We start from the raw sequence: 26,115 nt of genomic DNA, 5'->3' as shown, positions 1-26,115 counted from the left end.
TCCGGGCCAATGTTTTATCGGCCGGTGGCACGTGCTCCGACAGGTGCTCGTTTCCCGGCGATGCATGAGGTTACGGCCCGGAACGGTAGCCGCGATTCTCATGCCGTGATTTGAAATGCTGCGCCATTGCGTGAACACCCCGTGGTGCCCGATGTCGCAGAAGACCGATGATTTGGATAAGGGCGGAGCATGGCGATGAGGCGTGTCGTTATCACCGGTACCGGCATGGTATCTCCTCTTGGATGTGGAACGGAAGTGACCTGGGAACGGCTGTTGGCCGGCCAGAACGGCGCCCGTCTCGTGACTGAATTCGAAGTCGAAGACCTTCCTGCAAAGATCGCCTGCCGCGTTCCCGTGGGCGATGGTTCCAACGGCACCTTCAATGCCGATGACTGGATGGAGCCGAAGGAACAGCGCAAGATCGATCCCTTCATCCTGTATGGCATGGCTGCCGCCGACATGGCGCTTGCTGATGCAGACTGGCATCCTGAAACCGACGAAGACCAGATCGCAACCGGCGTTCTGATCGGCTCCGGCATCGGTGGTCTGGAAGGCATCGTCGAGGCCGGTTATACGCTGCGCGACAAGGGCCCGCGTCGCATTTCCCCGTTTTTCATTCCCGGCCGCCTGATCAATCTCGTATCCGGCCAGGTTTCCATCCGCCACAAGCTGCGCGGACCGAACCATGCCGTGGTGACGGCCTGCTCGACCGGCGCACACGCTATCGGCGACGCCGCCCGGTTGATCGCCCTCGGCGATGCCGATGTCATGGTCGCCGGTGGCGCCGAATCGCCGGTCTGCCGCATCGCGCTTGCCGGTTTTGCGGCATGCAAGGCCCTTTCCACCCAGCACAATGACAATCCGGAAAAAGCCTCGCGCCCTTATGACCGCGACCGCGATGGTTTCGTCATGGGTGAGGGTGCTGGCATCGTCGTTCTGGAAGAGCTGGAGCACGCCAAGGCGCGCGGCGCGAAAATCTATGCGGAAGTGGTCGGTTACGGCCTTTCTGGCGATGCCTATCACATCACGGCACCGTCCGAAGATGGCGAAGGCGCCTACCGCTGCATGTCGATGGCGCTGAAGCGGGCGGGCCTGACGCCTGACGATATCGACTATATCAATGCCCACGGCACATCCACCATGGCCGATACCATTGAGCTTGGAGCTGTCGAGCGTCTTGTCGGCGAATCGGCCTCGAAGATTTCCATGTCTTCCACCAAGTCGGCCACCGGCCATCTGCTCGGTGCGGCGGGCGCCATAGAGGCGATCTTCGCTACGCTTGCAATCCGCGACAACATCGTTCCGCCGACGCTGAATCTCGACAATCCCGATGTCGAGACCAAGATCGATCTTGTGCCGCACAAGGCGCGCAAGCGGCAGGTCAATGTGGCGCTTTCGAATTCCTTCGGCTTCGGTGGCACAAACGCCTCCCTCGTGCTGCGCCGTTACGAAGCGTAAGTCGCGGCGGCTGTGGCCGTCGCGATGGCGTCCGCGCCGAATACCGTCCCCGGCGGTGCGGCGCTCTCCTACCGGACGCTTTAAAAGAATGTTCTTTCCTTAGAAGAACGTGGTTCGGCTTGCGAAAGCCATTCCGGTTTTCGCGCCGATATTGTAGTCATTGATTGGGAGAGTTTGCCGGTCTGCTCGATTTCGGACCACAGGTATCTTTCCCCCATCGGCTTTGTCCGAGGTGATATTCGTGAGGCAGAACAAGAAGGCTTCACGGTGTCTTTATGTGGTGCAGGAAGCCATTCCGAACCTGTTTTTGCCGCATTACCTGCGCAAAAAGCGCTGACAACGCCGAACTGAAAAGGACCGACGGTGAGCGACACGAACCAGAACAGCCAGGGACCATACGGACAAAACGGCGCGGGCGAAGGCAATCGCGGTCCGATCATTCCGAAATCCCCGACGGAAGCCTTGCGGCCGGAAAAGGTGCCGGCGCCGCCGAAGCGCTCCCGCAAGGCCCATGGCCAGCTTGTCATCTTCCTGAACTTCCTGATGACGCTTGCCGTTGCCGTTTGCGTCCTGGCGATCGCCGCCTTTTATTACATGATCAATGCGTTTCAGGAGCCGGGGCCGCTTGAAACGAATACACATTTCACCGTGCGTAATGGTGCCGGTCTCATTGAGATCGCCAATAACCTCGAGCGCAAGGACATCATTTCCAACGCACGCGTTTTCCGTCTGATGGCCGGCAGCTATCTGCAAAAGGACCAGACGTTGAAGACCGGCGAATATGAGATCAAGGCCGGCGCATCGATGAAGGACATCCTGATGCTGCTGGAATCGGGCAAGTCGATCCTTTATTCCGTGTCGCTGCCTGAAGGGTTGACGGTCAAGCAGATGTTCGCCCGCCTTGCTGCCGACGAGGTTCTGGATGGTGAACTTCCCGCCACCTTGCCACCGGAGGGTAGTCTGCGTCCGGATACTTACCGCTTCACCCGTGGCACCAAGCGCGAAGAAATCATCAATCAGATGAGCGCGGCGCAGGACAAGCTGATCGACATGATCTGGGAACGGCGTGATCCCGACCTGCCGATCAAGACCGTCGAGGAGTTCGTGACGCTGGCCTCGATCGTCGAAAAGGAAACCGGCAAGGATGACGAGCGCGCCCATGTTGCCTCGGTCTTCTACAACCGCCTGAAAAAGGGCATGCGTCTGCAATCCGACCCGACGATCATCTATGGTCTGTTCGGCGGTGACGGCAAACCTTCGGATAGGCCGATTTATCAATCGGATCTCCAGAAACAGACGCCGTTCAACACTTACGTGATCAAGGGCCTGCCGCCATCGCCCATCGCCAATCCCGGCCGGGCCGCACTGGAGGCGGTTGCCAACCCATGGCGCACGGATGATCTTTATTTCGTGGCCGATGGTACGGGCGGTCATGTGTTCGCAAAGACGCTGGACGAGCACAATGCCAATGTGCGCCGGTGGCGCAAAATCGAGGCCGAAAAGGCGGCTGCCGGAGCGAATCCCGAAGTTGTCGTGGATGGTCAGCCTGGTGGTGCAGAGGCGGAAAAACCGGCCAATAACTAACTGATAAATCACGGCCGGGCCTTGTGACCACAAGGCCCGGTTTTGTGCGGCGTGACGGGGGGATTCCATATATGACGTTGCAATCGATGACCGGCTTCGCGCGCAGCGAAGGCACCTCCGGCCGCTACCGCTGGGCGTGGGAATTACGCTCGGTAAACGGCAAGGGGCTGGATCTGCGCCTGCGTCTGCCTGCCGGTCTGGAAGCCTTGGAAACCGGGCTGAGGGAAATCGCGGGCGCGCATCTTTCCCGCGGCAATATCCAGGCGGGACTGGCGCTCTCAGTTGCCGAGAACCGGCTCGAGGCGGTCATCAATCGCGATGCTCTCGCCGCGGTTCTGGCGCTCAAGAAGGAACTGGGCGATGTCGTCGACAACAAGCCATTGAGCTTCGATACGCTGCTTACGTTGCGCGGTCTGGTCGATTTTCGCGAGGCGGAAGACGATGCGGAGGCGCTGGCTGCGCGCAACGGCGATGTGCTGGCTGGCTTCGCTGTTGCAGTCGAAAAGCTGAAGGACATGCGCGAGCGGGAAGGGGCATCTCTGTTCGCCATCCTTTCCGGTCATATCGACCGGATCGAGCAGCTTGTGAACATCATTGAAAGCGATCCCTCCCGTCACCCGGAGCAGATCGCGGCGAGGCTTGCTCAGCAGATTGCGCTGATTGGCGATGGCATGCACGGGCTTGATCGTGACCGCCTTCATGCCGAGGCGGCGCTGATCGCCACCAAGGCGGATCTGCGCGAAGAGATCGATCGGCTGCATGCCCATGTGCAGGCCTCGCGAGAGCTTTTGGCCAATGGCGGTCCGGCTGGCCGTAAGCTCGATTTTCTTGCACAGGAATTTAACCGTGAGTCGAATACAATCTGTTCCAAATCGAACGCCAGTGCGGTAACCGCAGCAGGTTTAGAGCTGAAAGTGGTTATCGACCAGTTCCGCGAGCAGGTCCAAAATCTGGAGTAGACGCATGGCCCCGGTGAATATTTCTCCCGTCACGATCGCCCGCAGGGGGCTGATGCTGGTGATTTCTTCGCCTTCCGGCGCGGGCAAATCCACGATCGCGCGCAACCTGCTTGAGAAAGACAAGAATATCAGCCTTTCCGTCAGCGTCACCACACGCGCTCGCCGGCAGAGCGAGATCGAGGGCATTCATTACCACTTCATCTCCAAGCGCGATTTCGAGCGCATGCGTGATAATGAGGAATTGCTGGAATGGGCCGAGGTTCACGGCAATTTCTACGGCACGCCGCGCGAGCCGGTGGAAGATGCCATGGCCGCCGGCCGCGACATGCTGTTCGATATCGACTGGCAGGGTGCCGAGCAGTTGCAGGACAAGATGAAGGCAGACGTGGTCTCGATCTTCATCCTGCCGCCGACCATGACCGAACTGCAATCGCGTCTGCACCGCCGGGCCGAAGACACCGAAGAGGTGATCAAGACGCGGCTCCTCAATTCCCGCGCCGAAATCGAGCACTGGCGCGACTATGACTACGTCATCCTCAATGACGACCTTCAGGCCGCTTTCGAGGCCGTCGAAGCAATCGTCAAAGCCGAACGCGTCCGCCGAGACCGCCGCCATGGCATGTTCGATTTCGTGCGGGCTTTGCTGGAGGAAGAGCCGAAGCTCTGATTTATGCGATGAGTCCGCGCGCCAGCCATCGCCGTGACAATCGCTCGTCAGCCGCGTCTTCCGCCCAGCCATGACCTGTATTGATCGTTTCGAGCACGGCATCAGCGCCGGCTGAGACCAGTTGCTCGGCCAAATGCGGAGCGTCGGAGGGGTGACGCCGGTCGTCGTTGACGCCTGCAAGCAAAAGTACGGGGTACCCCGCGAGGTTCGGAAGACGCTGGTCTTTTCTCGGAGATAACGGACGAAGCAGGATGGCGCCTTTCGACAGATGATGCGCCTGGCACATGGTTTCAGCCGCGACGATCGCGCCGTTCGAGTATCCGACGAGAAGGGGTTCCTGTGCCGTCTGCTGACATACAAAGGCAACGAAGCCGCACAGTCTGGTTGCCTGATGTTTCAGATCGTCGATATCGAGTTCTCTGTCGGGTTTTCTGCGAAAAAATGCGAAACCATTCTCCCAGGGAACCGCGCCCCTCGGCGCATATAACGCACCCTTGGGAAAGACGGCGCGGCCAAAAGAAATGAGGTCGTCTTCCGTTCGTCCCGATCCATGCAGCAAGATGACAGCGCAATCCGGCGTTTCAGCGGGAATATCAAGCTTATAGTGAAAACCGGCATTCTCCACGCACTTGCTCCTCCATTCGCAGGTGTCCAGGAACCGTTGCTTCCGTTCGGAACGGCGAACATCTGCCAGATGTTACAGGCAATTCGCCAGTGTCACGAATTCCTCCACTGAGAGCGTTTCCGCCCGGCGCGTGGGATCGATACCAGCCTTTTCCAGCAGCGCCTCGCCGCCAAGGCTTTTCACGCTCTGGCGCAACATCTTGCGGCGCTGACCGAAGGCGGCTTCGGTCACTTTTTCGAGCTTGGCGACGTCGCAGGGCAGCGGCTTGTCCTTCGGCAGCAGATGCACGACGGTGGAGGTTACCTTCGGTGGCGGGCTGAAGGCCTGTGGCGGGACATCGAAGGCCATTTCGGCAACCGTACGCCAGCCGGCGAGAACGCCAAGGCGGCCATAATGGTTGTCGCCTTCTTCCGCCACGATGCGCTGCCCGACTTCCTTCTGGAACATCAGCGTCATGGAGAGCCAGAAGGGCGGCCATTGCTTCGGCAGAAGCCAATTGACCAGCAATTGCGTGCCGACATTGTAAGGCAGGTTGGCGATGATGCGCACCGGCTCGCCGACGGGGACCAGAGCCTCGAAATCGGTCTGCAGGGCGTCTCCCTCTATGACCTCAAGCTGTCCGGGATAATGCGCCTCGATTTCCGCCAGTGCCGGCAGGCAGCGACTGTCCCGTTCGACGGCGATGACCTTTTTCGCCCCGAGCGAAAGTATAGCGCGGGTGAGGCCGCCGGGACCGGGCCCGACCTCAATGACAGTCACACCTTCGAGCGGTCCCGCCGTTCTGGCGATCTTCTGGGTAAGGTTGAGGTCGAACAGGAAGTTCTGTCCGAGCGATTTCTTCGCGTCGAGCCCGTGGCGCTGGATGACGTCCCGTAGCGGTGGTAGTCCGTCGATGGCCGCCATTATGCGCCGGCCCGGCTGCGGAGGGAAATGTCCGCCGCCATCTTGAGTGCCGCCACGAGGCTCGCCTCATTGGCGATGCCCTGGCCGGCAATACCAAAGGCAGTGCCATGGTCTGGCGAGGTGCGGATGAACGGCAGCCCGAGTGTGACGTTGACCGAATCGTCGAAGCCCAGCGCCTTGGCGGGAATGAGCGCCTGATCGTGATACATGCACACTGCCACGTCATAACGCTTGCGGGCGGCATCGTGGAACATGGTGTCGGCGGGCAGGGGGCCGAACGCATCGATCCCGTCCTTGCGCAGCCGCATGGTCGCGGGGTGAACGATATCGCGATCCTCCGTGCCGAGTGCGCCGTCTTCACCCGCGTGCGGGTTCAGCCCGGCAACCGCCAGACGCGGAGCTTCGATGCCGAATTTCCGTCGCAGATCGGCATCGATGATCCGGCAGGTCGTGACGATCAATTCTTCCGTCAGCGCGGCCGGCACGTCTTTCACGGGAATATGGATCGTCACCGGCACGACACGGACCTTGGGGCCGGCGATCATCATGACAGGCGTGACTTGTTCACCGGTCTGGCGCAAGGCGAGATCAGCCAGAAACTCCGTATGACCGGGGAAACCGAAGCCAGCCTCGTAAAGCACCGATTTCGCGATGGGATTGGTGACAACGGCCGCAGCCTTGCCCTCGACCGTCAGCGAAACGGCGGTTTCGATGGCCTTGATCGTGGCATGGGCAGCGCCGACATGCGGTTGCCCCGCCTGCACGTCGAAGCCGACGGGAAGAGGTAAGATCGGAAACGCGTTTTCGAAAAGGCCAACGGCACTGTCCGCATCGCAGGTCTCGATATTGAGCGGCACGCCGATCAGCGCCGCACGGCTTGCCACCACATCGGGGTCGCCGATAAAGATGAAGGGGGACACACCGTTTTCCCGGCGCTTCGCCCAGGCGGTAATGGCGATATCGGGGCCGATACCGGCTGGATCTCCCTGTGTCAGGGCAAGCGGCAGGGATGCATATGTCACGGAAAGACCCGGCTCTTGTATCAATATCAGGTGTTGACGATCTGCGCCTTCTTGCGCAGCTCATCCATGTACTTCTTTTCGTTCGGGTTTTCGCCTTCCTTGGCCTTCATCAGGTCTTCGGACTTGAACACCATTTCCGCCGCATAGTCGTCGGAAACCTGGCGCTGCTTGCAGATGGCCAGATATTCGACGCCCTTTTCGGTCACGCGTGTGCCGGTGGTGCCGCCTTCCTTGGTCTTTTCTACCAGAGCCTTCCAGTCTTCCGGCAACTCAGGCGCCAGAATGCGGCCGAGGTCCTTGATTGCCACATCGCGCATGGTCGCGGCAAAGCTCATCGCCTGGTCGCAGCCGGGATAACGTTTGCGCGAGGCTTCAGCCTCCGCCTTGCGCTTGCCAGTGATGGCGTTGCGCTTTGCTTCCGGGATAACGAAGATGACCTGCTGCAGGAAATATTCCGTGGTGACCGGTTTGTCGCCTCGCTCCTTCAGGCGGGTGACCAGATCCTGCGTTGACATCTTGCCGCGCGCGCCATAACGGGCGTTCACAAGGCGCGGCCAGCTCATCTGAACGGCGATGAAGGCCTTGAAGTGGTCGGCGCCAACACCCGCCTGCGCCAGCACCTTCGTCAACTGCTCCGGCTTCATCTTGTTGTTGCCGGCAAATCGCGCGAAGGCAGCATCGACATCCTCCGTACTGACCGACATTTTGACGCGGGCGATTTCTTCGCGCTTCAGCGCTTCATCGACGAGCTGCTCACGCGCCTTTTCATTGAGGTTGCCGGACTGGCGCTGCAGCTTCAGGAAGGCGACGCGCTTGGAAATGTCGTCATTGGTGATCGGGGTCTTGTTGACGACGATCTTCACTGTGTTATCGGCAAAGGCCTGACCGGCATAAGGCACGATGGCCATGGGAACGGCGAATATCGCAAAGGCAAAAGCAGCGCCACGCAAAGCCGACTTTCCGAAATTCATCATATCCTTCTCCCTTTCGTCAGGCAGGTCCTGTTGCCCTGTCCCGCCAATCTGTTCGTCTGGTAACAGGGATTTTGCCTTCCCCCGCCTTTCAGACCTGCACATGTGCATCCGCACCGCGAATTTGCCACGTATATATCATCGTGATCCGCAAAACGGCAATGTGTCGGTTTGTTGAAAGAAACCCGATACTGTCATGCCGGGTCGACACTGGCGCGTTGTTGCGGCAAAACCGTGACTACTACTGGTCTGATAGCAAAAAGGCAGGCCACAATGCTGTGCGGCCCGCCTTTAAACTCAGTAATTGTTCGGCTTCCAGCCAATATCCATGTCGTTCCAGTCTTCGTTCGCGGAGCCGACGCTGATATCGCCAAGGGTACGGAAGGCAAGACGGGCATTGATCGACCAGTCATTGGCGGCCTGGCGGCTGGAGTTGATGTTGCCTTCGTCGGAATAGCTGACCGTCAAGATCGTGCATTCATCCTGATAGGCGATACCAATCCGGCGTTCGGCGGCAAACTTGCCGTTCAGATCGTAGTTGATCGAGCCGAACAGCGACCAGTTATCGTCCATGCGCAGTGAACCGGATGCCTGGATGATATCGCGGTCTTCGTTATAGCCGTATTTCGGCTGCGCCTTGACCTGCGTATAGCTGAGCCTGCCGTTGATGCGGCGATCCGAATAGCTGATGCCCGTTTCAGACCGGTTGATTTCGAAATTGTCCTTGTCGAGACGCAGGCTCGAGGACAGCGAAAGACCGATAGGTGCATCGAATGCAGCCATGGCGACATAATCCGAACGATCGGATTCGAGGCCGGAATCGGCGCCGACATTCAGAAGATCATAGGAGGCGAAGGAATTATCGCCAGCGAGATGGAAGGACTGACCAGCAATGGCGCGAACACCGTAACCATTGTCGAAAGTACCGTTGTAACGGAAGCCGAGATTGGCTCGTGTGCCGCCTTCGATCCGGTCGAAGCCCGAAAATTTGTCGCGCTCAAACAGGTTTGTGGCGTCGAACACAAAGGCTTGTGAGTCCTCGTTCGGGAAACGACCGGAATATTGCTCGTTCGGCCGCACGAAAATCTGCGCGATGGGCTCGATCACGTGGCTGCTGTTGAGAGCGGTGAACAGCCAGGGATAACGCACCTCAAGGCCACCGGTGACCATGCCGCGCAAGGCAGCATCGTCATGGATCATGCCTTCATAGGCATAGGATGTGCCGCCGGAGGTGAAGCTTGCCGCAGTCATGTCGGTCCACAATGCGTCGCCGCGCGCCGCAAGGATCGGCGTGATCTGAAGACCGCTATCCATCGTGATGGTGCGCTTCCATTCCGCTTCCGTGGTCCAGCGCGTGTAAGAGCCTTCCAGACCGTTGAAGCGCGGGAAGCCGCCCATCGCGTAGGAATCCTGCGTCGAACGGCTGATGCTCGTGAAGTTCGTGGTCAGCGAGAGCTCGCCGCCATAGATCGGATCCGGCAGGAAGTAACGATAGTCAACGACCGGATGAACGATCGCCTGCTTACGTTCCTTGAGCTCTGAATTATCCGTGTCCTGAACGTTGAAGTAATAACCGCGGGCGTCGAAGCTGTTACGTTCGCCAGTGCCTGTCAGATAAATCTGATTGGTCTGGACGTCGTTCTTGTAGCCTTTCAGGCTGTAGGTACGCGAAAAATTGTTATCCGACTGCACCATGGCGTCCCAGCCGAAGGCCCAGCGCGGGTTGATGCTGAAATCGCCCTTGCTGGCAACCATGCCGCGCTGATCGTTCAGCGCGTCACTCGTTCCGGCAATGAACGTGTCCGAGGACTGCTGGCTGATGCCGGCGATCGTCAGCGTGTGCATGCCGGTTTCGAAACGCTGGCGCAACTCGGCCTGAAGAAGCAGGCCCTGTTTTGTGTAGTAGGTCGGTGTGACCGTGAGGTCGGACGTATCGGAAAGAACCTGGAAATAGGGGACACCGATACCGAAGCCGAGCTTGTTGGTCATGCTCATCTGCGGGAAAAGGAAGCCCGACTTCCGCTTCACCGTATTGTCCGGCACCGTCAGGAACGGGATATAGGCGATCGAATGGCCAAAAAGCTGCAGACGTGCTTTTTCCAGCCGCACCGTATGGGTCTTGCCGTCCTGAATGACGCGCTCGGCCTTTACCTGCCACAGCGGCGCCTTTTCCGGGCGCTCGGCGCAGGGCAGACACGCGGTGTAGACACCGTTGTTGAGGACCATCAGGTCGCCTTCAAGGCGCTCGGCGCTTTCCCCGGCAATACGGGTATTGTCCGTGGTCTCGACGCGCAATGCGTTGACGAAGCCCTGACCGAAGTCGTCGGTCACGTCCATCTCGTCGGCATAGATCTTGTTGCCGCCCGGCTCGATCAGCTCGATGTTGCCATGGGCGACCACGCGACCGGTCTGCTGGTTATATTCCACTTGCTGGGCCACCATACGGTAGCCCGAATATTTCATGCGAACCACGCCCTTCGCGATGACGCGCTGGGAATCGCGGTTATAGGTCAGTTCATTTGCTGTAAGCAGGAGTTTCGAATCGTCTTGGCTTGCCGACGCAAGCAAACCATCCTGGCCGAAAGCGACCGGGCTGGATGCCAAATACGCGCACACAGCGGCACCTGTCAGAAGGGCCGTCCAAAGCCGCCTGATATTCCCGCGGTCAATTACCGCCACTTAGCCGTCCTCCTGATGAAGCAGAATGGTTGCCCCCAAAGCCAACGCCACGATGACTGGAACCCAGACCGCGACGGTGGGAGGGACAACACCACCACTCCCGAATGCCCTTACGAGCACGGTTACTACATAAAGCACGAAGCCGGAAACGATTCCACCCATAATCACGGAGCGCGACTGGGCGAAGCGGCTGAACTTTAATGAAACGGTCGCGGCGATCAAGGTCATCGCAACCAGAAGCAGGGGCGTCGATAGCAGGAAATGATACTGCGTCTCAAGCGCCTTTGAAGATAGTCCAAAGGACTTTGCAACTTCGATCTTGTGAGAAAGGTCAAAGAAAGCAACGGTTTCCGTCTGCGTCATGCGCTCTTGGACAAATTCCCGTCTCAGATTGGTACTGATCTGCATGCTCTCTTGCCGAACTGGCACATGTCCGGCCCGCGTTTCAGAAACGCCGTTAAGAAGCCAGTAACCATCTTCCAATTTAGCCGACTTCGCATCCTTCCGCGAGACGATGTTTCCGTCCTTGTCGAGGTCGATGAGAACCACGTCGAGAAGCATCGTTCCGTTGTCTTCGAAGCTCTTGGCGCCGATGATCGTATCCTGGCCGCCGCTCGACTGGCGCATCCACGGAATGATCTGCTGCTGGCGTCCGCCGCCCGCTTCGTTGCGCAGACCGGCCTCCATGGCGAGCGACTTGTTCTGGCCCCACGCTGCGATGGGGTTCAGGACAGTGACCGACAGGATGCCGATGAGGACCGCGCCGAGCACGAAGGGGAGAATGAACTGCCAGGCGGAAATGCCGGCGGCGCGCGTCACGACCAGTTCGTAGCGCCGGTTGAGCGAGATCAGCGTCGTCATGCCGACGAACAGCGCAATGAATGGTATGGTCTGCTGCAGGATCAACGGCAGGCGAAGCGCTGTCAGGCCAAGCGCGGCCGGAACGGAATAGCCGGGCAGGCCGGACATGCGCCGCGCCGTTTCGCTGAAGTCGGCAAGGTAAATGATCGAGGATACGCCGATCACGAACCAGATGGCCGTGATGAGATATCGTTTCAGAAAGTACCGGGCGAGCGTGTTGAAGATCATGCGTTGCCGCTCCCCGAATTGCGCGCCAGCCGGCTGGAGAAGAGACGGCGCAACCGGCCCGCCGCATCGGTTACCATCCTCGGCATTTTCGGTTTACGGCCGGTGATCAGCACGAAGGCGGCCGCAGCACCGCTGAGGCCCGGAACGGCATAGACCAGAGGAATGAAGGCTGCGCTCTGCTTCACCTGGTTCGTAACGTAAAAACCGAGCCAGCGAAGCACGAAAGCCGTCACCAGCGCCGCGACCATCGGATGCATGCGCGCCTCGCGGTGCGAACGGGCGTCGGCGGCGATGACCAGCGATATCAGCGCAAAAGAAAAGGCGAACATCCAGTCCGACAGTCGCTTGTGCAATTCGCTGCGGAACGTCTCCGGCGAGCGCTTGTAGCTCGCATTGTTTTCATCGGGCGAGAGAAGGAAACCGAGGCTGGCGTCGCCCGGAGAGAGCGAAGGCTCCGAATCCTGCTTTTCCGACATGGTCGAAAGGTCGAAGGCATAGGACAGGAACTTGACGATCGAGACCTTGCCGTCAGGCGTCTTCTGCTGCACCTCGCCGTCGCGCATGGTGAGCGACGTACCGCTTTCGTCGATCATGCCTTCCTTGGCATAATAAATGAGATCGAAATTCGGATCGCGGCGGTCGGCAACGAACAGTCCCTTGAGAATACGGCCCTGCCGTTGGGCAATCTGCACGTAAAGGCCGTCCTGGATGGTACGGAACGTCTTCTCCTCGATCACGGAGGAGAGAAGGTCGGCATAGGCCGCAGCCACCATCTGTCGCGCCGAACTGCGGGCAGGCGGCTCGACGAAATTGGTGATGGTGAAGGAAAGCGCGCTCAGGACGGCGGCCAGAATGAGAACCGGGCGATACATGATCGAACGCGGAGATCCGGCCGCATCGATGATCGCGAGCTCGGAATCATTGTTCATCGTCGTGAAAATCTGGGTGATGCCGATGACGAGCGCGAAAGGCAGCACGACGGGAATGAGCGTCGGCAGGATCATCGTCGCGAGCGCCATGAAGGAACCCATCGACTGGCCCGTATCGGTCACGAGATTGATTCTCTGGAGAACCTGGATGGTCCAGATGATGGCCAGCACCGGCAACAGCGCGACCAGAAACATCTGCGTTGTCCGCCGCAGGATATAGTTCTCGAGAAGCTTCATACGGCCCTGTTCGACATTGTTTTTCCCTGCGATCGCTCGCCGAGTTTCCGCCTATCTAATCGCATCGTTTGCAATTGGCTATTCCGGCAGGCTCACAAATATGTTTTGCGCGACAATTTTTCCGCCGCCTGTGTCTTTTTGTGGAACAAGCTGTCGGTTTCATGACGTGAGTTCGCATTCACTAAAAATGCATTTCCTTTAACGGCTGTGGGGCTTTAAAGAATGCGGGGTTGCGCCCGGGGCCGAAAAGGCCATGATCATGCGCATCGTGCAAGTCGTAGAAGAAGAGCAGGAAAACATGTCCGCCAAATTCGATATATCTTTCGCCAATTCCGCCTCGCTGGAAAATGCCCTGGCCGTGATGCTGCAGGCCTCGGGTGATGCGAAGGCCGTCGCCGGTGCTTCCGAAGCCGATCCGGGTGGTGTGATCGAAAGGGCGGCGAAGATCGCGGGCTTTTCAGCAAAATCCATGACGACGCTCGATGTTATCGCGCCGCAGGGTTCCGCTGCCGACCGGCTGCTGGTCATCGGAATTGGAAAGCCGTCGAAGTTGGTCGCCCATGACTGGCTGCGTGCCGGCGGTACGGCGGCTGCCCATTTCAAGAAGGCGGACAAGGTCGTTGTCTATCTCGATGCGCCGGGCGTCGAGGTTGGCGCTCAGGCGGCGGCGGATTTCGCGCTTGGTCTTCTGCTGCGCGCCTACAGCTTCGATGCCTACAAGACCAAGAAAAAGTCCGAGGACGAAAAGACGCCGAAGAAGGTGGAGATCATCATCGTCACGGTCGCCCATCAGGAAGCGGAAAAGGCTTTTGCCGTCTCCGAGGCGGTTGCGGGCGGCGTTATACTGGCGCGCGATCTCGTCAATCTCCCTCCGAACGTTCTCGGCCCGGTCGAATTCGCCGAAAAGGCGGAAGAGTTGCGCAAACTCGGCGTCGAGGTGGAGGTCCTTGGCGAAAAGGAACTGAAGAAGCTTGGCATGAATGCCCTTCTCGGCGTGGCGCAGGGTTCGGCCCGTCCGCCGCGGCTTGCGGTCATGCAATGGAACGGCGGCTCCAAAAAGGATGAACCCGTTGCCTTTGTCGGCAAGGGGGTCGTTTTCGATACCGGCGGCATTTCGCTGAAGCCCGGCCTCAACATGGAAGACATGAAGGGTGACATGGGTGGTGCTGCAGCCGTAACCGGCTTGATGCATGCGCTTGCGGCCCGCAAGGCCAAGGCAAACGTTATCGGTGTCATCGGCCTTGTCGAGAACATGCCTGATGGCAACGCCCAGCGCCCCGGCGACATCGTGACTTCCATGTCCGGCCAGACCATCGAGATCATCAATACCGACGCCGAAGGACGGCTGGTTCTGGCCGATGCGCTCTGGTACACCAAGGAGCGTTTCAACCCGAAATTCATGATCAATCTCGCAACACTGACGGGCGCGATCACCGTGGCGCTCGGCAATCTGCAGGCCGGATTGTTCTCCAACGACGATGAACTGGCAACGCGGCTTTCGCAGGCCGGCGAGGTGACAGCTGAAAAACTGTGGCGCATGCCGCTCCACAAGGATTACGACAAGATCATCGATTCCAAATTTGCCGACATGAAGAACAGCTCGGGCCGCCTGGCGGGCTCCGTCACCGCTGCGCAGTTCCTCAAGCGCTTCGTGGGTGAAACACCGTGGGCGCATCTCGATATCGCCGGGACAGCCATGGGCTCGCCGCTGACCGAGATCAACCAGTCCTGGGGATCGGGTTACGGCGTGCGTCTTCTGAACGAACTCGTTCGCGCCCATTACGAAGATTGAGACGAGCGGAGCGGCACGCCAGCGCATGACTGAAATTCTGTTCTATCACCTGACGGAATCGAAGCTGGAGGACGCGCTGCCGCCCTTGCTCGAGAAATCGCTGGAACGCGGCTGGAAGGTCGCGGTCCAGACAGTGGGCGAGGAGCGCCGGGACTTCCTCGACACGCATCTCTGGACGTTCCGCGACGACAGCTTCCTTCCGCACGCCACCGACACTTCGCCAGTACCGCAAAACCAGCCGATTCTCCTGACGGCATCGGACGGGAACGCCAACGCCGCGAGTGTTCGTTTTCTCGTCGATGGCGCCGAGCCCCCGGCAGTGGAGGCTTATGAACGCATCGTCTTCATGTTCGACGGATACGATGCCTACCAAACCGAAATTGCGCGAAACCACTGGAAAAGGCTGAAAACTGAGGGGCATTCGCTGACCTACTGGCAGCAATCGCCGGAAGGGCGCTGGCAGAAAAAGGCATGACCCGTCCCCCGTCTGACTACCTTTGCAACGGGAAAATGGCCGGTAAGAAATCGCATGTGGTGTCGCCCGTGGCGGTTGTTTTATGAACGCATGCAACATGTACGCTTTCAGACGCGTTATCAGCAGACAGAGGGGATATGCGATGGGACAGATGATGCCACGACCGGATCTGGAGCTGGAACGACTGGTAGCAGTGCGGTCCGTTGTGGCTTTCAAGAATGCGGAAACCGCTGAATTGAAGGCGATCTCGCAACTGGCGCAGGGCGTATTCGGGGTGGCACGCGCGGCCGTGCATATTCTGGATGAGGACTGGCTCCACATTGCCGAGCAGGCAGGGCTGCAATTCCAGGAATGCCCCCGTGACATTGCGATCTGCGACCGTGTGGTCGTCACGCAGAATATTCTGACTGTTACGGATCTGAGCGCTCATCCTGAATTCGGCTCTTTGCCTTATGTAAAGGGCGCGCCCGACCTGCGGTCCTACGCAGGCGCCCCGATCGAACTCGAACCCGGTCTGGTGGTCGGGACTTTTTGTCTGCTCGACCCGCACGTTCGGGAGTACACCGCTGCGGAGGTCGATAATCTCCAGTATTTTGCGACACTCGCGGGCGCGCTTTTGAGATTGCAGAAAGCGAACTTCACCATGAGCCTTGCCGCCCGGGAACTGCGCGATGCGGCCATGACCGATCCGCTGACGGGCTTTTATAATCGCAAGGCTCTGGACGCGATCGTTGATCTGGAACTTGGCGCCGCGCTTTGCGAGAAGGACACTTTCGGTGTTCTCTATCTCGATCTCGACGGCTTCAAGACCATCAATGACACGCTTGGCCATGCGGCAGGAGACAGGGTGCTGGTCGAGGCATCCACCCGAATCCGCGATGCTGTAAGAGAAGATGATGTGGTGGTGCGCATGGGGGGCGACGAATTCGCAATATTCGTGCCGCGTCCGGATTCATCCACGCTCATCAACGGCCTTGCGGAAAAACTGCTCCACGCGTTTCGGCAACCGTTTCATGTGGAGGGTGAGAGCGTGCTTGCGCGCCTTAGCATCGGCGGCGCTATCGCGCCGCAGGCAGGCGCGGATCGCGCGACGCTGCTGCGGAGCGTCGATGAAGCCCTGTATCAGGCCAAAAAATCGGGGCGCGACCGGTTTGTCAGCCGCGCCCTCTGAAAGATTGCCTTGAGAAGCGTTTCGCTGCTCAGTCGTAGAAAGAATCCACGAATTTGTGGCGGCCGAGCAGGAAAGCATCGGCCACATGAGTCAGCGGCGCAAGATCGACGTCCGAGCGGCCTGACTTGATGATCTCGGCGAAGCGCTCGTAAAGGGCCGGATATTCCCGCTCCGGCTGGGATAGTTTTTCCTCGCCATTGATCGAGAGCTTCGCCCCGCCTTCCGAAAGCACCATCCGCCCCGCGGCGGTCTCGGCCACGATGTCCCAGCTCTGCTTGCCGGTCTGACGCCAGTCGAATTCGGCATGGACGGGCATTTTCGTCACGTCGGAGAAATGCAGGTCGGCCGCGATCGGCGCGTCGCGGTTTTCCGGGAATTCAAGCGTCGCCCTGGTCAGGAACAGCGCGCGCGGCAGGATATGGGTGATGATGGAAAGCGCATTGATGCCGGGATCGAACACGCCGAGACCACCCGCCTGCCAGATCCATTCCTGGTTCGGATGCCAGTGGCGCACATCTTCTTTCCAGATCACATGAACACTGTTGATCGTCGTGGAGGCTAAAAACGCCTTGGCAGCCTCGACGCCAGGTGCATAACGCGAATGCCAGCTTGCAAACAGTGACAGGCCTTTAGAATCCGCGAGGCGGACGAGATCCTGTACCTCCGAGAGCGTCGCGCCCGGCGGCTTTTCGAGGAAGACGTGCTTGCCGGCATTCAGTGCCGCATAGGCTGCCTCATAACGATATTGCGGCGGCATGCACAGAGAGACGGCGTTGATATCGGGTACGGCCTCGAGCATCGCCTCGATGGTGCCGTAGGATGCGACGCCATCCACCGTGCCATGGCGGCTTGCGGTGCAGATCAATTCAAAATCCGGATTGCCTGCAATGGCGGGAAGATGCTGGTCGCGAACGATTTTGCCGACGCCGACGATGGCAAGCTTGGTGGCTGACATGAAGTGGAACCCGTGTGTGAGTGCTGCCTAAGATAAAGTGTGATTTTTACAGGTTTTTAGCAGAAACGCCCGCAGGAGCAAGGTGATCGTTTCGGCGCGACGCGTCTTTTCCAGACGATGACTTCACGGAAACTTTCGATACACATTATCGACCGTGCAATGCTTGATCATGAAAATATTTCTTTGTAATTTTCAGTGATGTTTTCGATGGCCGGGCTGTCTTAATCCAATTTTTTAGGTATATTCTCATTTTGTTAGAGTTTTATGTATTTTTAACTTGAGTATATTTTAAAGAGCGGGTCGTGGTGGTTTTATTCAAGGCTGACCGTCTGTCTGGCTTCGTTCAGAAAGTCAACGAAAGCAGCCGGCAATTCAATACATACGGATTGATCTTCGGCATCATCCTCTACAATCTCTACGTATTCGTGGACATCAGTCTGGTGCCGGAAATCATCTGGTTGGATCTGACAGTCCGCCTGATGATCATCACACCGCTTCTCTTTCTTTATTTCCCCGCGCGATATTATGCGATCAGGATGCGGCCGGACGGCGTGGCGCATGAGGTCCTGCACGGGCTGGGTTGCATGTTGGTCGTCGCCTCGATCATGTTCATCTATGCCAATGCGCAAACCTCGTCGGCGAGCGAATATTACGTGGGTATCGTCACCGTCGTCCTTTATATGAACACGATACATCGCAAACCGTTTTCGCTTGCGGTCATGGGCACGGTTGGCTGCATGGCGGTTTTCATCGTCGGCATGGAATATGTCACGGTCACGAGCGAGGTGGCCAAGCTACCGGCCATCATGTGTTCCGCTGGCATCAGCGCCGTCTCGCTGTTTGCGGCCTACCGCATCGAGCAGGTGGAAAGAAAGGACTATCTGGCCTCTCTGCGGGAGAAGACCCTGCTGCAGCGGATTCAAAGTGCAAATCACGAGCTTCAGCAGCTTTCCAATACCGACCAGCTCACCGGAATTCGCAATCGCCGCAGCTTCGAGGAGGCGGCGAACGAGGCATCGGTCGGTAGCGGCCGGCCGCGGGCGCTCATCCTTCTCGATGTCGATTATTTCAAGAACTACAATGACGCAGAAGGCCACGTCGCCGGCGATGACTGCCTGCGCAGGATTGCCGGTAGGCTGCGTGGCGCCCTGCGCAGGGACGATGGCGACAGAAGTTTCATAGCCCGTTACGGTGGGGAAGAATTTGTCGTTCTGCTTGCCGATTGTACCGCTTCCGCTGCGCTTGCCATTGGCGAAAGACTGAGACTGGCCGTAATCGACGAGGCCATCCCCCATCTCAACCGTCCAGACAGACAGAAAATCGTCACGGTCAGCCTCGGCATTGCCGTTTCCGGCGACGGCAGGGAAATCATATACGAGATGGTGAACCGGGCCGATATGGCGCTTTACGAGGCAAAGCGCCAGGGCCGCGACCGGCTGGTGCTGGCCTCCGGGCATATGGGAATGCCGGCGGAGCTGTACGGGGTCGAGGCCATGATGTCCGGATAGGGCTGATGGCTTGGCGGCGCCATAAATTTTGCCCCGCGCAAGCGGGATTGTTGAAGACCGGCACCGGAATTCCGGGGCAAGAACATATAATAATCGGGGAATGCAGATGATGGAATTGATCGCCGCACAAGCGGCAGCGTCCGCTGCCGAACTTCCATTCCTGCTGCTTCAGGCGGCCGCGGTGGTTGGCATGGTGTCCGTGCTGATCCTTCTGCGGCGGAACATCGCCCTCGAGGATCCCCGCTATAAAATCTACTATGGCCTCGTCTTCGGAATGACAGGTTTTCTGCTGACGCTGCTTGTTTCCGAATTCATCAAGCTGCCCTCCAAGCCTTACATCCGCTCCGATCTGCTGTTTCTCGCGGGGGTGCTGGGCTCATGGCAGGGTGGGCTTATCAGCCTGTCCCTCGTCGCGGCCGGGCGTTTCGTGTTCGGCGGCCCCGTGCTATTTTTTGCGGCCCTGCAGGACATGGTCGTCATTTCGGCCTGCGGCATCATCATGTATGGCTGGATGCGCGACCGACGCCTCGCCGATCTCGGAACTCGGGATATTCTCACCGTCTTCGCCGTCAGATTCATGGCCGCGCTGCTTGCCATCACAATCTCGTTCGTGTTTGGTCTGATCGACCAGACGCTGTTCTTGAGCGCAATAGGCCGCCGAACGCTGGGAGCTGTCGCCGTTGGCCTGCCGATGATCGTCTGCCTGTTCATCCTGCTGCGCAGCGAGGCGCGCGCGCGCGACGAGGCAAAGAAACGCGAGGTGGCGGCGCGGACGGATTCATTGACCGGACTGCCCAACAGGCGCGCCCTCAAGGACCATATGGAAACGGTCATGCGGCAGGAGCCGGCCGTTTCGCGCGCCCTCGTTCTGATCGAGATCGTCAATATTGCCGATGTCGCCGCCTGCGAGGGGGAGGACTGGAGCGATATTTTCTGGCCCAGGCTGGCGCGGGAAATCTGCGATGGGGAATACGGCCTGCTGTGCAGCGCCCATGCACCTTGCAGCTTCATGTTCGGTGATACGACACTTGCAGTTGTCATGCGGGAGATTTCGCTGGAGAAGTCCGAAGGTACAAAACTCATGATGCATCTGCATGAGGGGTTGAGCACCTTTTGCCGCTCGGCGGAAGCGGGGCCGGTACCGCATCTCAAAATCGGCGCGGCAAGTCTGGACAGGCTTTCCCGGCAGAACGTGGCCTCGTTCTTCAGACATCTCAGCCTGGCGCTCAAGGGAAGCGATCATCCCGTGCAGATTTTCCCCTTTTCGTTTGCCGAGAAGGCGACACGGGACGAGACGGTGCGGCAGATGCTCGTCAACTGGATCAAATCCGGCAGGCCGCCCATTTGCTATCAGCCGAAATTCGAAATGCGCAATCGCCGCATGATCGGTGCTGAGGCGCTGCTGCGCGCGGTCGATGCGCGGGGGCAGGCGCTTTCGCCCTATTATGTGCTGGAGATCGCCGAACGTCATCGGTTGCTGGCGGAATTCGAATGGTCGACGATCGAAGCCGTGGTGCACGACCTTCGCGATCTGCATGATCTCGATGCGGATTTTCATCTCGCGGTGAATATTTCCGCTTCGTCCTTCGCAACCGTGCACTTTGCTGACCGGGTCGTGGCGCTGCTGCAGGAAATGGCGGTGCCGGCGCATCGCCTGGCGATCGAAGTGACGGAGATGAGCAGGATTCCGACCAACGACGTCGTGCAGCAGAATTTCGATACGCTGTTCGCCGCCGGCGTGCGGCTGGCGCTCGATGATTTCGGGACCGGTTATGCCGCGCTCACTTTGCTGGCGCGGTTCCCGTTTGAAGAGGTCAAGATCGATCACTGGATGACGTCGAGGCTGGATCAATCGCGGTTCCGGGAGGCCATTGCGCTCGCCTTCGAGAGCGCGGAGCGTTATGGCGCTAAGCTGGTGACGGAAGGTATAGAAACCGAGGAGCAGAGCAGGCTTCTCATGCAGATGGGCATTCGCTTCGGGCAGGGTTATCTTTATTCCCCCGCCGTGCCGCTCGCGCGGCTGCAGTCCCGCAGGGCGTGTGCCTAGCGCCAAGGGCACCGCCCACATCTTCCCGCGCCAATGATGATCAGGGGTAAATTCGGCTGGGGCCGGATTGAATGTTCTCACTGTCTGTGCTGAGAAAAGTCACCTGTTAAACGAATGTCATGATCCGCTCTGTCGGTCATGCGGGCGAGCCGATGCTTGAAAAAAACGATGCATGGAACGACATGCCCGGAACGCCGGTCGAGCGCCGACTGAACGAAGCGGCCAGGGGCGCTGCTGCGGCCGGCCGCTCACTTGATGCCACCGCCCATTCCCTTTCCGGCAGCCGGCGCATGGCGCACGCGCCATGGCCGCTGTCGGGGCGGCCGTTTCTCAAGTTGTTTCTGGTCTGGGCACTGCTTATGGCAGCCGTCGTGTCCGGACTGGCGGCTTATCAATATGTCAGCCTGCTCGGCGAATTGGCACGGCAGAGCGATGCGTTGCAGGCTGAGGCATCCCGCCGGGCCGATCAGCATGATGCCCATGTGACGGCGCTTTCGGCGGTGGCGCAGGCGCAGCAGGGGGCGGATTATCGCCTCTTGCTCGATGTCGCGGCACCCATTCTGCAATTTTACCCGCGTATTGACGAGGTCCAGCTGGTTTCCCTCAACGAGGCGGGGCCTGTTGTCGGCACACGGCCGCTGGAGAGCGAGCTGGCAGCGACGATCCGCGAGGCGGCATCGGTCTTTACCGGCCGGCCGGCTCTGGTGGCGAGCGATCTCAGACCCGGCCATTACATGATCGTCAAGCGCAGCCCCAATAGCGGGTCGGCCTCGAAGGTGCTGGTGCTTGCCGTCGATGCCGGGCGGCTTCTCGCGTCCGACGCTGCGTTCTGGTCGGAAAAACAGGCGGTGATCCGTCTTAAAATGCCTGGCGGAACAGTCCTTCTCGGCCCACCCACGATGCCGGAAGCGCCGCAATATGTCCGGCAGCTCAGCAGCGCCAGCCAGCCTCTGACGCTGGAAGTCGCGCTCGCAATCACCTGGCGGGACCTATTGCCCGGCCGCGCCCTGCTGGCGGGCGTGGCTGGCGCAAGCGTCGTTTTCGTGCTCTGTATTGTCATGACAAGACAGAGGACGCGCATGCGCGCCGCCGAGAGACGCGCCGAACTGAGCGGCATGGAAGCGAGACTGACCCACGCCTCGCGGGTTAACGCTCTCGGAGAAATGGCGAGCGGCCTTGCCCACGAGCTTACCCAGCCCCTGACGGCGATATTGGCGCAGGCGCAGGCGGGGAGACGGCTGCTTGCCCGTCAGGATGTCACGGCTCTTTCCGGTGCTCTCGACGATATGATCGATCAGGCGCGGTGCGCCGCGAATATGCTCGACCGGTTCCGCAACTGGTCGCTGCCGCACCGCCAGCCGGTCGCGGCGCATGACCTGCGCGCCGCCCTGCGCAATGTCGATGCGCTGCTTGCCGGCGAAGCCGCCCGGCATGAGGCCAGCATTGATATCGCGATGCCGGAAGTGCCGCTTCCGGTGCGGGTCGATCCCGTCGAAATAGAACAGGTCATGTTCAATTTGCTTCGCAACGCGCTTGACGCACTCACTGCCATTGAAGGCAGACGTGCGATCACGGCAAGATTGAGCCGGAACGGTGATTTCGCCGTTCTCGATGTTGCCGATAACGGCCCCGGCGTAGCGCCCGAGCTGCGCGACCGGTTGTTCACACCTTTCACCACCACGAAAAACAACGGAATGGGGCTGGGGCTTGCCCTCAGCCAGAGGCTGGTGGAACGCGCCAGCGGTGAAATCCGATACGTCGCGAGTGAGAATGGTGCCCATTTCCGGGTTGTCCTCCCGCTTGCACCGGAGGCACGGGACCCATGACGCTGCCCGTCTATCTGGTTGATGACGATGACGCCGTGCGCAAGGCGCTCATCCTGCTTCTCTCCACCGTCAACATAAAGGCGAAGGGCTTTGCTGATCCCGTGGCGTTTCTCAGCCAGCTTGCCGCCCTCGAGCCGGGCTGCCTGATCCTCGATATCCGCATGCCCGCCATAACCGGATTGAAATTGCAGGAGAAACTGACGGAAGAGGGGATAGACTGGCCGGTCATCATCATTTCCGGTCACGGCAACATCGAAGCCTGCCGCCGAGCCTTCCACAATGGGGCGGTGGATTTTCTCTCCAAGCCGGTCGACGAACAGGATCTCATTGACGCGATCCAGAAAGCGCACCGGATATTGGCCCGCACGCTTGACGCAAAAGCGCTGCAGGCGGAGAATTTGGCGCTCCTGTCGCTGCTGACCGCGCGGGAGCGGGAGATACTTGAACGCATCGCGCTCGGTTTTACCTCGCGCCAGATCGCAGACGGACTTGGTCTGTCGCCGCGCACGGTAGACAGCCATCGCGCCGCCATTGGCCTGAAGCTCGGCACAACCTCGCAGGCGGAAATGACAAGACTTTGGCTGGAAGCAGGTGCGGATCGGTAGAACTACCGAGCAGCCGGAAAGTCTTACGGATTCGCGGCTCAACGCCATCCGCTTAAACTACAGTCCTCATCAAGCAAGAGGACCTTTTCATGATCCGCAACCTTCTCGTTGTTTCCACTCTGCTCGCTCCTTCGGTCGCCCTGGCGCAGACGCTGCCGACCGCACCTTACCTGCCACTCGAATTGGCGGAAAAGGCGGCCAGTGCAGCACTTCAGGCCTGCTCGGCCAAGGGCAACGCTGTCACCGTTGCCATCGTCGCCCGCGACGGCGCCGTAAAGACGGTCCTGAAAGCAGATGGTTCGGGTCCGCACACGGTCTCCAGCGCCACCGGCAAGGCATTCGCTGCCGCATCGCTCGGCCGTGATATTGGCGAGATTGCCGAATTCATCGCATCCAAGCCCGCCAATGATGGCCTCCGCAACATGGATGAGCGCATGGTCATTCAGGCAGGCGGGCTGCCGATCAAGATCGGCGACGCGCTCGTCGGCGGTATTGGCGTTGGAGGCGCGCCGTCGGGTGCAATCGATGCCGAATGTGCGCGTGAAGGTCTCAATACGATCGGTGCGAAGTAAGTTTCGTCAATGCGATACGGCGGCTTCGCAAGAGGCCGCCGCTCCTGTGCCGTTGCGCATCAGCCGGCCATTGCTTCCTCGTATTCACTGGAAAGCATCAGCCATTGCTCTTCCGCATCCGATAGCCTGGCAGCGGCTTCGCCACGCTCCTTGACTTTCTGAGCGGCTTTGGCAGGGGCTTTTTCATATAGCGCCGGGTCGGCCAGTTCGGTGTCGAGCGTCTGAATCAGTTTCTCAAGCTTTGCCGTCAGGGATTCGATTTCGTTGATCTTTTTCTTCAACGGCGCGAGTTGGGCACGCTTTTCCGCGCTTGCCTTGCGCTGATCGGCCTTGGAAGCCTGATCGGCAACGGTGTCGCTCTTGTCGTCCTTCTTTTTACCGGAGGAAACGACGAGATCGCGATATTCCTCCATGTCGCCTTCGAACGTCTTGACCGTCCCGTCGGCCACCAACCACAGCCGGTCAACGGTCGCCTCAATAAGATGGCGGTCGTGGGAAATAAGGATCACCGCGCCATTATAATCATTCAGTGCCTCGATCAGCGCCCGGCGGCTGTCGATATCGAGATGGTTGGTCGGTTCGTCGAGGATCAAGAGGTTGGGTGCGTGGAAGGCCGCAAGGCCCATCAGCAGGCGAGCCTTTTCGCCACCGGAAAGGTCTTTGGCAGCCGTCGCCATCTTTTCCGTCGCAAGCCCCATCTGCGCCACGCGTGACCGCACCTGCGCCTCCGGTGCAAGCGGCATCAGCTTGCGCACATGTTCGACCGGAGTTTCATCCGGCACCAGATCGTCGAGCTGATGCTGCGCGAAGAAGCCGATCTTGAGGCCGGGCGCGACGCGAAGATCACCCGCCTGCGGGGGGAGACGGCCGGAAATGAACTTCGCAAAAGTGGATTTGCCATTGCCGTTGGAGCCGAGCAGGGCAATGCGGTCGTCATTGTCGATGCGCAGGTTGAGGTGTTTCAGAATGGACTTGCCCGGTTCATAGCCGACCGCGCCGCCATTGATGGCAACGATCGGCGAGGCCGGCTGTTTTTCCGGCTCGGGAAACGTGATCGGCTGCACATGATCTTCGATCACGGCGGCGACGGTGCCCATGCGCTCCAGGGCCTTGATGCGGCTCTGCGCCTGACGGGCCTTGGTGGCCTTGGCGCGGAAACGGTCGATGAAGCTCTGCAGGTGTTTGCGCGCGGCGTCGTTTTTCGCCTTGGCTTTCATCTGCAATTCGTCGGCCTCGGCCTTCTGCCGCTCGAACTGATCATAGCCGCCGCGATAAAAGGCCAGCTTCTTCTGGTCGAGATGCACGATGGAGTTGACGGCGTTGTTCAGCAGATCGCGATCATGGCTGATGATGATGACGGTGTGCGGATAGCGGCGGATATATTCTTCCAGCCACAGCGTGCCCTCAAGGTCGAGATAGTTGGTCGGCTCATCGAGCAGCAGCAGATCGGGCTCGGCAAACAGCACCGAGGCGAGCGCCACACGCATGCGCCAGCCGCCTGAAAAGGAGGAGGCGGGGCGGAGCTGCGCTTCATGATCGAAACCGAGACCGGCAAGAATGCTCGATGCACGCGCTTCCGCCGAATGGGCATCGATATCGACAAGCCGCATCTGGATCTCTGCGATACGATGCGGATCGGTTGCGGTCTCCGCCTCCGCTAAAAGCGCGCTACGCTCCTTGTCAGCGGAAAGCACGATGGAGATGAGAGATTCCTCCGTGCCCGGCGCTTCCTGCGCCACCTGGCCGATGCGGGCCTGTTTCGGAATGGTCACCGAACCGCCCTCTGCCGCGAGATCGCCGGTTATGATGCGGAAAAGGGTGGATTTGCCGGCACCGTTGCGGCCGACGAGGCCCGCCTTCACACCGGCGGGAAGCGTCACGCTGGCGTGGTCAAGGAGCAGACGCCCGGCGATGCGGGCCGAAAGATCGGTAATCGTAATCATGGCGTCGTTTTGGCCGAACTGTGTGACCAAGGCAAGAGCAGGCACGCCACACCGCGGCAGTTATGAGGTCGGAAATGAAGAGGCGGCAAACGGGGACA

At 59.4% G+C, this 26,115-nt stretch carries 21 protein-coding genes; 12 read left to right on the top strand and 9 right to left on the bottom strand.

Going from position 1 to position 26,115, the window contains the following annotated elements:
• Positions 1-195: 195 nt before the first annotated feature.
• The 4 genes from fabF to gmk all read left to right on the top strand — a co-directional run bounded on the left by fabF (position 196) and on the right by gmk (position 4,668).
• On the top strand, positions 196-1,458 hold the full coding sequence (gene fabF, locus WA845_RS20840) for a beta-ketoacyl-ACP synthase II (protein WP_112555165.1): 1,263 nt from the start codon (positions 196-198) through the stop codon (positions 1,456-1,458).
• A 363-nt stretch (positions 1,459-1,821) separates the two neighbouring features.
• Positions 1,822-3,042 (top strand): endolytic transglycosylase MltG, encoded by a 1,221-nt coding sequence (mltG, locus tag WA845_RS20835; protein ID WP_337322550.1) that lies wholly within the window; start codon positions 1,822-1,824, stop codon positions 3,040-3,042.
• Positions 3,043-3,113: 71 nt separating this feature from the next.
• Positions 3,114-4,001, top strand: coding sequence for a YicC/YloC family endoribonuclease (locus WA845_RS20830; protein WP_112555096.1), 888 nt, complete (start codon positions 3,114-3,116; stop codon positions 3,999-4,001).
• A gap of 4 nt (positions 4,002-4,005) precedes the next feature.
• On the top strand, positions 4,006-4,668 hold the full coding sequence (gene gmk / locus WA845_RS20825) for a guanylate kinase (RefSeq protein WP_004441063.1): 663 nt from the start codon (positions 4,006-4,008) through the stop codon (positions 4,666-4,668).
• Position 4,669: 1 nt separating this feature from the next.
• Here the strand turns inward: gmk and WA845_RS20820 are convergent, their stop codons facing one another.
• From WA845_RS20820 to WA845_RS20790, 7 genes are all read right to left on the bottom strand, one after another.
• Positions 4,670-5,293 (bottom strand): alpha/beta hydrolase, encoded by a 624-nt coding sequence (locus tag WA845_RS20820; RefSeq protein ID WP_112555094.1) that lies wholly within the window; start codon positions 5,291-5,293, stop codon positions 4,670-4,672.
• Between the two features lie 72 nt (positions 5,294-5,365).
• Positions 5,366-6,196, bottom strand: coding sequence for a 16S rRNA (adenine(1518)-N(6)/adenine(1519)-N(6))-dimethyltransferase RsmA (rsmA, locus tag WA845_RS20815; RefSeq protein WP_112555092.1), 831 nt, complete (start codon positions 6,194-6,196; stop codon positions 5,366-5,368).
• Entirely contained in the window at positions 6,196-7,218 is a 1,023-nt protein-coding gene (gene pdxA / locus WA845_RS20810; protein WP_112555163.1) for a 4-hydroxythreonine-4-phosphate dehydrogenase PdxA, read from the bottom strand. The genes rsmA and pdxA overlap by 1 nt, the downstream gene beginning before the upstream one ends.
• A 26-nt stretch (positions 7,219-7,244) precedes the next feature.
• Positions 7,245-8,192 carry a SurA N-terminal domain-containing protein gene (locus tag WA845_RS20805; protein WP_006700162.1) on the bottom strand — a complete coding sequence of 316 codons (948 nt, stop codon included), beginning with the start codon at positions 8,190-8,192 and terminating at the stop codon, positions 7,245-7,247.
• Positions 8,193-8,486: 294 nt separating this feature from the next.
• Complete coding sequence (locus tag WA845_RS20800; RefSeq protein WP_022555938.1) at positions 8,487-10,868, bottom strand: LPS-assembly protein LptD; 2,382 nt, start codon at positions 10,866-10,868, stop codon at positions 8,487-8,489.
• Entirely contained in the window at positions 10,869-11,957 is a 1,089-nt protein-coding gene (lptG, locus tag WA845_RS20795) for an LPS export ABC transporter permease LptG (RefSeq protein WP_112555090.1), read from the bottom strand.
• A complete protein-coding gene (locus tag WA845_RS20790) occupies positions 11,954-13,123 on the bottom strand; it encodes an LptF/LptG family permease (protein WP_004441075.1) in 1,170 nt (389 codons plus the stop codon). The genes lptG and WA845_RS20790 overlap by 4 nt, the downstream gene beginning before the upstream one ends.
• A gap of 298 nt (positions 13,124-13,421) precedes the next feature.
• On the opposite strand from WA845_RS20790, the gene WA845_RS20785 reads away from it, so the two are divergent.
• The 3 genes from WA845_RS20785 (at position 13,422) to WA845_RS20775 (ending at position 16,561) form a co-directional block, all read left to right on the top strand.
• Complete coding sequence (locus WA845_RS20785; protein WP_112555161.1) at positions 13,422-14,915, top strand: leucyl aminopeptidase; 1,494 nt, start codon at positions 13,422-13,424, stop codon at positions 14,913-14,915.
• Between the two features lie 25 nt (positions 14,916-14,940).
• Positions 14,941-15,390, top strand: coding sequence for a DNA polymerase III subunit chi (locus tag WA845_RS20780; protein WP_112555088.1), 450 nt, complete (start codon positions 14,941-14,943; stop codon positions 15,388-15,390).
• Positions 15,391-15,532: 142 nt separating this feature from the next.
• The gene (locus tag WA845_RS20775) at positions 15,533-16,561 is read left to right on the top strand and encodes a GGDEF domain-containing protein (protein ID WP_035207673.1); all 1,029 of its coding nucleotides are present in this window, start codon (positions 15,533-15,535) and stop codon (positions 16,559-16,561) included.
• 28 nt (positions 16,562-16,589) lie between these two features.
• On the opposite strand, the gene WA845_RS20770 is transcribed toward WA845_RS20775, so the two are convergent.
• Entirely contained in the window at positions 16,590-17,516 is a 927-nt protein-coding gene (locus tag WA845_RS20770; protein ID WP_004441083.1) for a Gfo/Idh/MocA family protein, read from the bottom strand.
• A 302-nt stretch (positions 17,517-17,818) separates the two neighbouring features.
• Between WA845_RS20770 and WA845_RS20765 the strand changes: the two genes are divergently transcribed.
• From WA845_RS20765 to WA845_RS20745, 5 genes are all read left to right on the top strand, one after another.
• On the top strand, positions 17,819-19,024 hold the full coding sequence (locus WA845_RS20765; RefSeq protein WP_234904866.1) for a GGDEF domain-containing protein: 1,206 nt from the start codon (positions 17,819-17,821) through the stop codon (positions 19,022-19,024).
• Between the two features lie 106 nt (positions 19,025-19,130).
• The gene (locus WA845_RS20760; RefSeq protein ID WP_337322549.1) at positions 19,131-21,071 is read left to right on the top strand and encodes an EAL domain-containing protein; all 1,941 of its coding nucleotides are present in this window, start codon (positions 19,131-19,133) and stop codon (positions 21,069-21,071) included.
• A 119-nt stretch (positions 21,072-21,190) separates the two neighbouring features.
• Entirely contained in the window at positions 21,191-22,897 is a 1,707-nt protein-coding gene (locus WA845_RS20755) for an ATP-binding protein (protein WP_107339802.1), read from the top strand.
• Complete coding sequence (locus WA845_RS20750; RefSeq protein WP_112555086.1) at positions 22,894-23,502, top strand: response regulator transcription factor; 609 nt, start codon at positions 22,894-22,896, stop codon at positions 23,500-23,502. Before WA845_RS20755 ends, WA845_RS20750 begins: the two co-directional genes overlap by 4 nt.
• Positions 23,503-23,591: 89 nt before the next feature.
• Complete coding sequence (locus WA845_RS20745) at positions 23,592-24,074, top strand: GlcG/HbpS family heme-binding protein (protein ID WP_004441094.1); 483 nt, start codon at positions 23,592-23,594, stop codon at positions 24,072-24,074.
• A gap of 59 nt (positions 24,075-24,133) precedes the next feature.
• Here the strand turns inward: WA845_RS20745 and WA845_RS20740 are convergent, their stop codons facing one another.
• Positions 24,134-26,017 carry an ATP-binding cassette domain-containing protein gene (locus tag WA845_RS20740; RefSeq protein ID WP_112555084.1) on the bottom strand — a complete coding sequence of 628 codons (1,884 nt, stop codon included), beginning with the start codon at positions 26,015-26,017 and terminating at the stop codon, positions 24,134-24,136.
• Positions 26,018-26,115 lie beyond the last annotated feature (98 nt).

It is taken from the genome of Agrobacterium sp. CMT1 (genome assembly GCF_037203725.1).
Lineage (GTDB): Bacteria > Pseudomonadota > Alphaproteobacteria > Rhizobiales > Rhizobiaceae > Agrobacterium > Agrobacterium pusense.
This window is presented reverse-complemented; position numbering and strand designations above follow the sequence as displayed.

Coding starts and splice junctions, on each gene's coding strand:
- fabF (WP_112555165.1), top strand. CDS start 196: ATGAGGCGTGTCGTTATCACCGGTACCGGCATGGTATCTCCTCTTGGA.
- WA845_RS20830 (WP_112555096.1), top strand. CDS start 3,114: ATGACGTTGCAATCGATGACCGGCTTCGCGCGCAGCGAAGGCACCTCC.
- gmk (WP_004441063.1), top strand. CDS start 4,006: ATGGCCCCGGTGAATATTTCTCCCGTCACGATCGCCCGCAGGGGGCTG.
- rsmA (WP_112555092.1), bottom strand. CDS start 6,196: ATGGCGGCCATCGACGGACTACCACCGCTACGGGACGTCATCCAGCGC.
- WA845_RS20805 (WP_006700162.1), bottom strand. CDS start 8,192: ATGATGAATTTCGGAAAGTCGGCTTTGCGTGGCGCTGCTTTTGCCTTT.
- lptG (WP_112555090.1), bottom strand. CDS start 11,957: ATGATCTTCAACACGCTCGCCCGGTACTTTCTGAAACGATATCTCATC.
- WA845_RS20790 (WP_004441075.1), bottom strand. CDS start 13,123: ATGAAGCTTCTCGAGAACTATATCCTGCGGCGGACAACGCAGATGTTT.
- WA845_RS20785 (WP_112555161.1), top strand. CDS start 13,422: ATGTCCGCCAAATTCGATATATCTTTCGCCAATTCCGCCTCGCTGGAA.
- WA845_RS20780 (WP_112555088.1), top strand. CDS start 14,941: ATGACTGAAATTCTGTTCTATCACCTGACGGAATCGAAGCTGGAGGAC.
- WA845_RS20775 (WP_035207673.1), top strand. CDS start 15,533: ATGGGACAGATGATGCCACGACCGGATCTGGAGCTGGAACGACTGGTA.
- WA845_RS20770 (WP_004441083.1), bottom strand. CDS start 17,516: ATGTCAGCCACCAAGCTTGCCATCGTCGGCGTCGGCAAAATCGTTCGC.
- WA845_RS20760 (WP_337322549.1), top strand. CDS start 19,131: ATGATGGAATTGATCGCCGCACAAGCGGCAGCGTCCGCTGCCGAACTT.
- WA845_RS20755 (WP_107339802.1), top strand. CDS start 21,191: ATGATCCGCTCTGTCGGTCATGCGGGCGAGCCGATGCTTGAAAAAAAC.
- WA845_RS20750 (WP_112555086.1), top strand. CDS start 22,894: ATGACGCTGCCCGTCTATCTGGTTGATGACGATGACGCCGTGCGCAAG.
- WA845_RS20745 (WP_004441094.1), top strand. CDS start 23,592: ATGATCCGCAACCTTCTCGTTGTTTCCACTCTGCTCGCTCCTTCGGTC.
- WA845_RS20740 (WP_112555084.1), bottom strand. CDS start 26,017: ATGATTACGATTACCGATCTTTCGGCCCGCATCGCCGGGCGTCTGCTC.